10 protein-coding genes are annotated in these 10,578 nt (G+C 73.9%); 1 reads left to right on the top strand and 9 read right to left on the bottom strand.

All coding sequences use genetic code 11. From position 1 onward, the window contains the following. The first annotated feature begins 508 nt into the window (after positions 1 to 508). Positions 509 to 1,147, top strand: a complete 639-nt coding sequence (locus tag D450_RS0112620) for a CHRD domain-containing protein (protein WP_017539032.1) — start codon at positions 509 to 511, stop codon at positions 1,145 to 1,147. Positions 1,148 to 1,423: 276 nt separating this feature from the next. On the opposite strand, the gene D450_RS0112615 is transcribed toward D450_RS0112620, so the two are convergent. The 9 genes from D450_RS0112615 to D450_RS0112575 all read right to left on the bottom strand — a co-directional run. Beyond that, positions 1,424 to 2,239 carry a DUF1295 domain-containing protein gene (locus D450_RS0112615; protein WP_017539031.1) on the bottom strand — a complete coding sequence of 272 codons (816 nt, stop codon included), beginning with the start codon at positions 2,237 to 2,239 and terminating at the stop codon, positions 1,424 to 1,426. Positions 2,240 to 2,242: 3 nt separating this feature from the next. Then, positions 2,243 to 3,604: an SAM-dependent methyltransferase gene (locus D450_RS0112610; RefSeq protein ID WP_017539030.1), complete on the bottom strand. Its 1,362-nt coding sequence runs from the start codon at positions 3,602 to 3,604 to the stop codon at positions 2,243 to 2,245. A 2-nt stretch (positions 3,605 to 3,606) separates the two neighbouring features. Further along, entirely contained in the window at positions 3,607 to 4,926 is a 1,320-nt protein-coding gene (locus D450_RS0112605; protein WP_017539029.1) for an SAM-dependent methyltransferase, read from the bottom strand. Further along, on the bottom strand, positions 4,923 to 5,705 hold the full coding sequence (locus D450_RS0112600) for a DUF1365 domain-containing protein (protein WP_039820434.1): 783 nt from the start codon (positions 5,703 to 5,705) through the stop codon (positions 4,923 to 4,925). Before D450_RS0112600 ends, D450_RS0112605 begins: the two co-directional genes overlap by 4 nt. Next, on the bottom strand, positions 5,702 to 6,997 hold the full coding sequence (locus tag D450_RS0112595) for an NAD(P)/FAD-dependent oxidoreductase (protein WP_026128516.1): 1,296 nt from the start codon (positions 6,995 to 6,997) through the stop codon (positions 5,702 to 5,704). The genes D450_RS0112600 and D450_RS0112595 overlap by 4 nt, the downstream gene beginning before the upstream one ends. 185 nt (positions 6,998 to 7,182) lie before the next feature. Beyond that, positions 7,183 to 7,917: an anti-sigma factor gene (locus tag D450_RS0112590; RefSeq protein ID WP_017539026.1), complete on the bottom strand. Its 735-nt coding sequence runs from the start codon at positions 7,915 to 7,917 to the stop codon at positions 7,183 to 7,185. After that, positions 7,917 to 8,519, bottom strand: coding sequence for a sigma-70 family RNA polymerase sigma factor (locus D450_RS0112585; protein ID WP_017539025.1), 603 nt, complete (start codon positions 8,517 to 8,519; stop codon positions 7,917 to 7,919). The genes D450_RS0112590 and D450_RS0112585 overlap by 1 nt, the downstream gene beginning before the upstream one ends. An 89-nt stretch (positions 8,520 to 8,608) precedes the next feature. After that, complete coding sequence (locus tag D450_RS0112580; protein WP_017539024.1) at positions 8,609 to 9,268, bottom strand: fasciclin domain-containing protein; 660 nt, start codon at positions 9,266 to 9,268, stop codon at positions 8,609 to 8,611. Positions 9,269 to 9,356: 88 nt separating this feature from the next. Beyond that, on the bottom strand, positions 9,357 to 10,578 hold a 1,222-nt coding region (locus D450_RS0112575), incomplete at its 5' end, for a molybdopterin-dependent oxidoreductase (RefSeq protein ID WP_017539023.1).

Below are 10,578 nucleotides of genomic sequence, written 5' to 3'. Positions count from 1 at the left end.
CCGCCACGACGAAGCCGGTCGGTCCGCACACGGAGCACAGGGGCCCGAACTCGGCGGCTCGGCGACCCTGGCCGTGACCGGCACCGGCCGGCCGACGCGGGTGGCTCGACGATCGTTGCGGCGCCTGCAGTACCGGCCCGAGGTTCGGGGACCTGTCGGCCCACGTCCGCCCCGCCCTTCTGGTCCGGCGCCGCACGCCGCACGGCCCGAGCAGTGCGGTGCGCCTCGGCGGAGACGCTGGAACCGGGGGGCTGCCCGCACAGGAACAACGAAGACCTGTGCACCAGCCCCATGACCGGCTCGGGCGACTCAGCGCCGACATCACCCCGGAGCAGGGGGCGCCTCGGATGCCACAGGAGACGCGCCCGGCGAACGGCGGTTCGAAGGCGGAGCGGGCGGACACCCGGCAGCCGAACGGCCACCCCCTGGTGACCACACAGAGTTTCAAAGTGATTACAATTGGTAATCACATGATCGGCCCTGCCCGCATCCTTCGGAGGAAGTACCCATGCAGATCCGCAGTGGCTTCGCCTGTGCCGCCCTGACGGCCTTCGCCCTCACCCCGCTGAGCGCTGTGAGTGCCCACGCCGCCGATGTCCCCGGCTACCCGGGGGTCGAGGAGTACACCGCCGACCTCCGACCCATCACCGTCAACCGGTCGCAGGCCGCGGGCACCGCCACCGTCCGACTGGACGGAAACGAGGCCCACGTCCGCATCACTGTGGACGGCCTCCTGGCGGACCACCCGCACGCCCAGCACATCCACATCGGAGGCCGCGGGGAGTGCCCCACCGACTACGAGGCGGGAGAGCACAACGGCATGCCCGCCCTGAGCACTCTGGACGGCCTGGACGCCTACGGTGGTGTGGAGACCTCCCTGACGACCGAGGGCGACACCTCGGCCGACAGTACCCTGGCGGTCGACAGGTTCCCGACCGCCCCGGACGGCATGGTCGACTACGACCGCACCTTCGAACTGTCCCAGGCCGCGGCGGACGCCGTCCGGGAGGGCAATGCCGTGGTCGTGGTCCACGGGATCGACTACGACGACGACGGCACCTACGGGGACGCCCTGGGCGCCAGCGAGCTGGACCCGAACCTGCCCATGGAGGCCACCAATCCGGCCGCCTGCGGTGCGCTCGCCTGAGGCTGGGCGATCGACGCAGATGACCCGATGACGGGCATACCGCCCCGCCGGCTCCCGATGGATGGGTGACCGGCGGGGCGGTACGACGATCCGGCCCCGGCCGTCTGTGGCGGCACGGGACGGCGCCGCGGACGCGCACCGTGCGGATGCCTCGGCGCCGGGCGGCCCCTCCCGGTCGGCACCGCCGACGCCGTCGGACTCACCGCCGCCGGCGTCACCTGCCCTGGCGGGCCGGATGCCCGGGTGCGCGTTCCCCGTGCTTCGACTCCTGACGGTTCAGCGTCGGGGCGGCAGGGGCAGGAAGCCGCTCGTGCGGCGGGCGTAGGCGTCCCAGCCTGGGCGTGTGCTCATGCGGTTCTCCAGGAGGCGCTTTCCGGAGCCCACGGTCAGCAGAAGGGTCATCGCCACCGGTGCCGGCAGGGTGAGCGCTCCCTGCCAGGTGTCGGCGGCGATGAGGTACAGGCCCCACCACACGCACGCGTCTCCGAAGTAGTTGGGGTGACGCGTCCAGGACCAGAGGCCGCGGTCCATGATGCGGCCCCGGTTGGCGGGGTCGGCCTTGAAGCGTGACAGCTGGGCGTCGCCGACCGCCTCGAACAGGAACCCGGTCAGCCACACGGCGACCCCCGCGAAGAGCAGTCCTCCGGCGGGGCCGGGCGTATAGGCGGCGGCCTGGACCGGGAGGGAGATCGCCCAGACCAGCGCCCCCTGAGGCAGGTACACCATGCGCAGTGCGCGGGCGTCGCGTCCTCCCTGGTCGCCGGAGAGCAGGTCGGTGTAGCGGGGGTCCTCTGCGGCTCCCCGGCCACGGCGGCCGATGTGCAGGGACAGGCGCAGGCCCCAGACCACCGTGAGGACCGCGGCGGCCCAGGTCCTGAGCGGGTCGCCGTGGCCCGTGGACAGCACCGCCGACACCAGGGCGACCAGGGCGAAGCCCGATCCCCAGGCCACGTCGACCAGGTCGTGGCGCCCCTGGCGGCATGCGAGCAGGAACGTCACGCCCATGAGCACCGCCACCGCCGCGGCGGTGAGCGCCAGGTTGGTGCCGAAGGCGGCCGATGCGCTGTTGGAGAAGGGGAGGAGAGGGGACACCGGTCAGCGCACCCTCTCCATGCCGGCACGGACATCGGCACGGACGCCTGCACCTGCTGGGCGTACGGCCACGATCTGGTCGACGCCCATGCGCCCCTCCTCGAAGGCGAGGGCCCCGCCGGCCAGGTAGAGGCGCCATACACGGGCCGTCTCCACGCCCATGAGGGCGGTGATCTCGTCCCAGCGCCGTTCGAGCTCGGCCGACCACGCGCGGGCGGTGCGCACGTAGTGCTCACGCATGGCGTGCACGTCGCACACCTCCAGCCCCGCGCTCTCCAGGTGCTCGATGGTCCGCCCCAGGGGGCGCATGTGCATGTCGGGGGCGATGTAGGTCTCGATGAACGGGCCTCCCCCGGGGTGGCGCCCGCGCCGGGACATCTGCTGGACGAGGAGTCGGCCCTCAGGGGCGAGCAGCGCCCGCAGGCGCTCGGCGAACGGGCCGTACTCACGGCGGCCGACGTGCTCGCCCATCTCGATCACGGCGACGGCGTCGAACCCGCCGGGGGCGCCGGCGTCATCGGCCCGGAGGTCGCGGTAGTGGCCGAGCCGGACCTCGACCAGGTCCTCCAGCCCGCGTTCGGCGACGCGGGAGCGGACGAAGCCGGCCTGCTCGGTGGAGAGGGTGAGGGCGGTGACGTGGGCCCCGTGGTGCTCGGCCGCGTACAGGGCAAGGGAGCCCCAGCCGCAGCCCAGGTCGAGCAGCCGCGCCCCGGGGCGCAGCGCGAGCTTCCGGCAGACCAGGTCGAGTTTGGCGTGCTGCGCCTGTGCGAGGTCCTCGGCGTCAGTGGTCCAGTAGGCGCAGGAGTAGGCCATCGAGGGATCGAGCAGCATCCGGTAGAGGTCGTTGCCCGCGTCGTAGTGGTGGGCGATGGCCGCCGAGTCGCGCCGGCGGCTGTGCAGGCGCCCGCTCATCCGGGCCTCGGCCTCGGGCGGTGGCGGCACCGGCCCCACGGCGCCCAGCACCACCGCCGTGTGCAGGGCCCGCGCGACGGCCAGGGGCGAGGGGCGGAACGGGCCGCGGTCCGCCAGCGCAGCGAAGACGCGGCGCAGTGCATCGGTGAGGTCGCCCTCGGCGTCGATCTCCCCGGCGACATAGGCCCGTGCGAATCCCAGCTCGTCCGGCCGCGCTACGACGCGCCGCAGTGCGGCCGGATCGTGCAGCACGAGGGCGGCCGCGCCGTCGGGCCCGGCCTCGCTGCCGTCCCAGGCACGGACGCGGACGGGAGACTCCCCGCCGAACAGGCCCTCCACGGCCGACACGATCATGTGCGCGGCCCCTCGGGGGCCGAGGAAGGGGCGGTCGGGGCGGACACCGTGGGCGATGCGGGTCACGGGCGGTGCGGGGGTGGCGGTCGGTGCGGCCATGTTCAGTCACGCTCCATGGTGATCTGTTCGACGTCGATCATTCCGGCGCGGAACCCCGCTTCGCAGTAGGCCAGGTAGAAGGACCACATGGTGCGGAAGACGGGGTCGAAGCCGAGTTCGGCCACCTGCGCATCGGCGGCCTCGAAGCTCGCGCGCCAGATGCGCAGGGTCTCGGCGTAGTCGCCGCCGAAGGCGTGGCGGTCGGTGATGCGCAGCGCCGTGCGGGTGCGCAGCTGCTCCTCGATCGCGGGCACCGAGGGGATGAGCCCGCCGGGGAAGATGTACTTGTGCATCCAGGTGTAGGAGCCGCGCGAGGCCCGCATCAGGGAGTCCTCCATGGTGATGGCCTGGAGGCCGACCCGCCCGCCGGGGGCGGTGAGCCGGTCGAGGGCGGTGGCGTAGACCGGCCAGTACCGCTCCCCCACCGCCTCGATCATCTCCACGCTCAGCACGGCGTCATAGGAGCCGGTCACCTGCCGGTAGTCGCACAGCCGGATGTCGGTTCGGTCGGCCACCCCGGCGCGCAGGGCCCGCTGGGCCGCCCAGGCCCGCTGCTCCGCCGACAGGGTGACCGAGGTGACCTGCGCACCGCGCCGGGCCGCGCGCACGGCCAGCTCCCCCCAGCCGGTCCCGATCTCCAGCACGCGGGTGCCCTCGCCCACCCGGGTGCGGTCCAGCAGGCGGTCGATCTTGCGGCGCTGGGCCTCGGCCAGTTCCGCGGGGCCGGCCTGGGCGGCGCGGCCTCCGGCGGCTCCGGAACCGTCGTCGAACAGCGCGGCGGAGTAGGTCATGGTCGCGTCGAGGAACAGCGCGAAGAGCTCGTTGGACCGGTCGTAGTGGTGCCGGATGTTGCGCCGCGCCCCGTCCCGGGTGTTGTCGTCGCGCCCGGACCGGCGCGGCAGCACCGCGTGGCGGAGCGGGAGCAGGGGGCGCGGGACGAGGTCGGAGTAGTGCTCGGCGAGGACCGTGAGCAGGCGCACCGGTTCCGGTGAGGACCAGTCCCCGGCCATGCGGGACTCGCCGAATCCGATCAGCCCCGCGGCCCCGAGCCTGGCGTAGAAGTCCGCGGGCCGGTGCAGGTCCAGCAGCGGGGCCTCGGGGCCGCCCCCGGAGGGCAGGGGGCCGGCCGGTGTCCGGACGCGGATCGGGAGCCGCGCGAAGGCGTGCTCGGCCAGGAGCCGCGCGGCCCGCCCCCGGACGGGGGCGCGCGGCACGCGGGCCACGTCCGGCCAGCGCACCGGGTCGACCGGGGCCCCGGGGCCGACGGTCGGACCGGACCGCCCTTCGGAGCGCTCCTGCTGGGGAGGACGGATGGTGCTCATCGCTGATCCACTGCCTGTTCTGTGTGGTCTGTCTGTTCCGTCGTGGGTTCGGTCGGGGGGTGCGCTGCGGGGCGCGGGACGATGCGCAGCCCGCGCAGCAGGAGCCGGATGCCCTGGGCCCGGATGCGCAGGGCCCCCATGAGGGGGGTCACGGGGTGGCGCAGGGCCAGGCGCAGCACGGAGCGGGGGGTCGCCGGGCGGCGCTCGCCGCGCACGGAGGCGGTGAAGACGGTGCGCCCGCCGCGGACCAGGCTGATCGCCAGCCGGAGCGCGCGGTCCGGCTCGGGAACGCTGATCCGGTAGTGGCCGTCGACCGGGTTGAACGGAGAGACGTAGAACGCCTTGTCCGTTCGGGCCCGGCCCTGCCGGTCGGTGCGGAGCAGGTAGCGGTGCCGCTGCCGGTAGGTGTTGTGCACTTCGGCGACCACGCACACGGGGCCGCCGTCGGCGCCGTGGCACCAGTAGACGGTGAGCGGGTTGAACACGTGGCCCAGGACGCGGGCGTGGGCGAGCATCAGCACGCGGCCGCCCTGCAGGTCGATGCCGTGCTCGGCCAGGTAGGCGTCGATGTTGCCGCGCAGGGTGCCGGAGGGGTCGCCGCAGTGGTCCCGCGCGCGGAAGCGTGCCAGGGGACGGAGCGGGGCGGGCAGCCGGGGCGGCGCGTCCAGGTCCACCAGCCAGTAGTAGCCGCGGTAGGCGAAGGCGTGGTGCAGGGGCTCGGTGCGCGTGTGGCGCACCGTCGCCTCGTAGAGCGCCGGAGCCGTGGTCAGGCCGGTCATCGCCGCGCCCCCAGGCGTTCGGCCGCCCGCACCCCGGAGCGGCATCCGTCCTCGTGGAAGCCCCAGCCGTGGTAGGCGCCGGCGAAGACGAGGCGGTCGTCGCCGAGGCCGTCGAGCCGTGCCTGTGCGGCCACGGACTCGCCGGTGTACACGGGGTGCTCGTAGACCGTCTCCGCGATGACCCTCTCGGGCGCGACCGCGCCGTCGGCGTTGAGGCTGACCAGGTAGTCGGACCCGGCTCCCAGCCCCTGCAGGCGGTTCATGTGGTAGGTCACCCGGACCGGGGAGCGGCCGGGCAGGCAGGACTCCAGGCGGTGGTTCCACGCTGCCCAGGCCCCTTTGCGGCGCGGCATGAGTGCGGTGTCGGTGTGCAGGCGCACGCGGTTGCTGGAGTACCCGAAGGCGCCCAGCACGGCGCGCTCCTCGCGGGTGGGCCGGTCCAGCAGGGCAAGAGCCTGGTCGGCGTGGGCGGCCACGACGCACCCGTCGAAGCGGGCGGCGTCGCCGTCGTCGGTGCGCACCTCGACGCCGCCGCCGGTGCGCACGACCGCGCGCACGGGGGTCGAGGTCCGCACGGAGGCCAGCGGCTTGGCGATGCGCTCGACGTAGGTGCGGGACCCCCCGACGACCGTCCGCCACTGGGGCGCGCCTCCGAAGGAGAGCATGCCGTGGTGGTCCAGGAACGCGAACAGGTAGCGCGCGGGGTACTCCAGGGCGGTGCCCGCAGGGCAGGACCACACCGCCGACACCAGGGGGACGAGGTAGTGGGCGACGAAGTAGGACGAGTGCCCCGCCCCTCGGGCGAAGCCGGCGAGGGTGGGTTCGTCGTCCGGGGCGACGGGGCCGCGGTCGAGCAGGGCGCGGGCGGCCCGGTGGAAGCGCGGGACCTCGGTGAGCATGCGCAGGTACCGGGGGCGCGCGAGCACGCCGGGCCCCGGCGCCAGGCCGCGCAGCCCGCGGGAGCCGGCGTACTCCAGGCCGCAGCCGCGGCACTGGACGGACAGGCTCATCCCGGTGGGCCGGGTGGCGACGCCCAGCTCGTCGAAGAGCGCCGTCAGTTCCGGGTAGGTCCGGCGGTTGTGCACGATGAACCCGCTGTCGACGGCGAGCGGGGCGCCCCTGGCGGCGGGGACGTCGTGGGTGTGGGCGTGCCCGCCCAGGCGGTCGTCCGCTTCGAAGAGGGTGACCTGCGCGCCGCCGCGCTGCAGGAGGTAGGCGGCGGTGAGGCCGCTGACCCCGCTCCCCACAACGGCGATCCGGCGCTCCGGTTCCCGTCCGGGCGAATGGGCCATGGGTGGTCGCTCCCCTTGTCCGTCCTGTCGGCGTCCGGGTTCTCCGGAGCCTCGTCAGGGGTTCGGTGCACGACGGCGGGGTGGATTGGTCCGTTCTCGAGGCGCCCTGCGGCACCGATCACGAGAAGGTCCGGGGGCGGCTTCCCCAGGCGCCGCCCCCGGACCGGGGAGAGATGCGGGGAGGGTCAGCCCTCCAGCGGCATCTCCATCATGGGCTCGCTCGTGGGCTGGTCGGATCCCCCTTCGGGCTCGACGGTGACCGCGATGCCCTCCGCGTCCCCGATGCCGCCGGCCAGGACCGGATCGACCTCGCCGTCGGCGGCGACCTGCAGCAGTCCGGCCGAGCGCACCGAGCCGTCCGGGTCGGCCAGCCAGAGCTGGTAGTCCTCTCCGCTGAGCGGTTCCAGTCCTTGAGCGCTGAAGACGAGGGCTTCGCGGCTCTGCGAGGAGACGGCCGTCACCGCCACCCCTTCGGCCGGCTGGGCCCCGGCCACCTCGGCGTCGGGCGCCGAGAGCACCGCGGCGATCTGCCGCTCGTTCTCCTCCAGCTCGTTGATCCGGTTCTGCTGCCAGGCCACGGCCCCGCCCAGCACCAGCACTACGGCCAGGCATGCGGCGAGCGCCCATGCCCCGCCCCAGCGGGACCACCAGGAGCGCGGTGAGGCCATGCGGGTCTCGGCCGGGGCGAGCTGCCGGGTGCGGGCGACCTCCTCCAGCACGCGGGCGCGCATCCGCTCCGGCGGCGTGTGAGCGGCTGCCTGCCCCATCAGGGCTGCCGTCTCCGTCATCCCGCGCACTTCCTGGACGCAGGACTCGCAGCGCGCGAGGTGCTCCTCGAAGCGGCGCAGATCCTCCTCGGGAAGGGCGTTGAGGGCGTAGGCTCCGGCGAGCGTGTGCAGATCCTGGCGAAGTCGGGGCATCACCATTCCACCCCCAGGCAGTCGCGCAGGCGGATCAGGCCGTCGCGCATCCTCGTCTTGACCGTGCCGAGCGGCGAGGACAGCAGCTTCGCCACCTCGCGGTAGGTGTATCCGCCGTAGTAGGCCAGACGCACCGCCTGGCGCTGCAGCTCGGTCAGCGTTTCCAGGCACCGGCGGACGCGCTCGCGTTCCAGCCGGCCCGTCGCCTCCTCCTCCACCTCGTCGAACGGGGGGCCGTCGCCCACCGTCGCGGCGCGCGCCTCGCGGTCGCGTCCGGCCTGGTCGCTGCGGACCCGGTCGACAGCGCGCCGGTGGGCGAGCGTCATCATCCACGCCTGCGGGCTGCCCCGGTGCTCGTCGTAGCGGCACGCCGAGCGCCACACCTCGACCATCACCTCCTGGGCGACCTCCTCCGATTGGGCGGGGTCGCGCAGGATGCGCCGGACCAGTCCGTACACCGACGGGCTCATGCGGTCGTAAACTTGCTCGAAGGCGCGCTCGTCGCCGCGGGCGACGCGGTGCAGGAGACCGGTCAGGTCCTCCTGGGGCGCCGCGCCGCCTTCGGGGACGCCGGCCAGGTGCCGTGCGGAGTCCTCGTTCATCGTCCTCGTTCCTGTCCCAAGGCCGAACCCGGGCGGGCCTTGTCCACCGCCGACCCGCCCGGGCGCCTGAACACCTCGGCCTGCGGCGCCTACCCCTGGGGCATCAGCACGCCGTCGATGATGTAGACCGTGGCGTTGGAGGTCTGCACGTTTCCGCAGACCACGTTGGCGTCGCCGTTGACCGTGTACTCCTCCCCGGAGCCGGAGGTCTCCACCTTCTCGCCCTGCAGCGAGGTGAAGGAGCCCTCCTCCAGGTCCGAGGGCGCCTGCTTGCCCTCGACGACGTGGTAGGTCAGCACGTTGGTGAGCTGGTCCTTGTCCTCCAGCAGGGCGTTCAGGTCCTCCTCCGGGACCTTGTCGAAGGCCGCGTTGGCCGGCGCGAAGACGGTGATGTCCTCGGCGCCGTTGAGCGTGTCGCCCAGCTCGGCCTGGGTCACGGCCTCGACCAGGGTGGACAGCGCCGGGTTGTTGGACGCGGCGGTGGCGACGGGGTCCTCGGCCATGCCGGAGAAGCTGCCGGCCCCGTCCTCGGGGACGTCGGCGCAGGCCGGGCCGAACGGCTCGTCCATCGCCATGTCGGTGCCCCCGTTCTCGGTCTGCTCCTCGGTGGCACCGGCGTCACCGCCGTTGCCCCCGGACTCCTCCTCGCCGCCGCCGGACATGTCGCCGCAGGCGGCGAGCCCGAAGGCGAGCACGGCGGCGGCGGAGGCGATCCCGAACCTGCGGATGTAGTCGGTGCTCATGGTCATCCTCTTCTTCCTTCTGATCTTTCGCTCGTGTTCCGTTGTGCTCTGGTGGGGGTGCGGACCCGGTCGCGAGCGGCGCGGCACGCCGTGCTCACACCGTGGTGATCTGCACCGAATGCCAGCCCGTGGCCCCGTCGGGGATGGGCTCGGCACGTTCTTCGGTCTGCGTGTATCCGCTGTTGTCGGTGGCCCGGACCTCGAAGGTGTGCCGCCCGGGCTCCAGGTCGAACTCCGCGCTCCACTGCACCCAGGTGTCGATCCCGGGCACCTCGGCGAGGTCGGCCTCCCGCCAGGGGCCGCCGTCGGCGCGCACCTCCACCGCCTCGATCCCGCGGCGCTGCGCCCAGGCCGCGCCGGCGACGGTGGTGGGCCCGGCGTCGACTTCGGCCAGCGGCCCGGGAACGTCGATGCGGGACATGGTCTTGATCGGGGCCTTGACCGCCCAGCCGCGCCGCGCCCAGTAGGCGCGGGCGTCGGAGAAGCGGGTGAGGCGGATGTCGGTGACCCATTTGGTGGCGCTGACGAACCCGTAGAGGCCGGGCACCACCATGCGCACCGGGAAGCCGTGCGCGAAGGGGAGCGGCTCGCCGTCCATGGCGATCGCCAGGAGGGCGTCGCGCCCGTCCAGGACCGCCTCGGTCGGGGTGCCGCAGGTCCAGCCGTCCTGGGAGGTGCTCAGGATCTGGTCGGCCCCGCTGTGCACCCCGGCTTCGCGCAGCAGGTCGTCCAGGCGCACGCCGAGCCAGCGGGTGTTGCCGACCAGGTCGCCGCCGACCTGGTTGGAAACGCAGGTCAGTGTGGTGTCGGACTCGACCAGGCGGCGCCGCAGCAGGGCGTCGTAGTCGAGTTCGAGGGGCCGGTCGACCAGGCCGTGGATGCGCAGCAGCCACCGTTCGGGGTCGACCCGGGGGACCGACAGGGCGGTGTCGATGCGGTAGAAGTCCCGGTTGGGGGTGGTGAAGGGCGGCAGCCCGCGGATGCCCAGGTCGGCACCGCGCGGCAGGGACGGCAGCGGATCGGCCGCCGGGGGCAGCCGGAGCGCGGCCCGCTTCTCGGCGATGCCGACGCCGGAGGCCAGGTAGCGCCCGAGGCCGCCGGCCGCACCCGCGAACGCCAGCACACCGGCGCCGGCGACGAGGAAGCTCCGCCGGGAGGAGGCGGCCTGCGGGATACCGGCGGACCGCCCCCTCCGCGGTCCGCCGGCCGCCGCGTCCGCAGAGACGCTCTGCGCGTCGGCGTCGCCGGGCTCACCGGAAGCGCCCGCTTCGGGCCGGGCGGGAGCCGAGCGCCGGGCAGCGCGCAGGAGCAGCAGC

Source organism: Nocardiopsis halophila DSM 44494, from assembly GCF_000341245.1.
GTDB classification, from domain to species: Bacteria; Actinomycetota; Actinomycetes; order Streptosporangiales; family Streptosporangiaceae; genus Nocardiopsis_A; species Nocardiopsis_A halophila.
The sequence above is the reverse complement of the archived record's forward strand: the minus strand, read 5'-3'. Positions and strand labels throughout refer to the sequence as shown.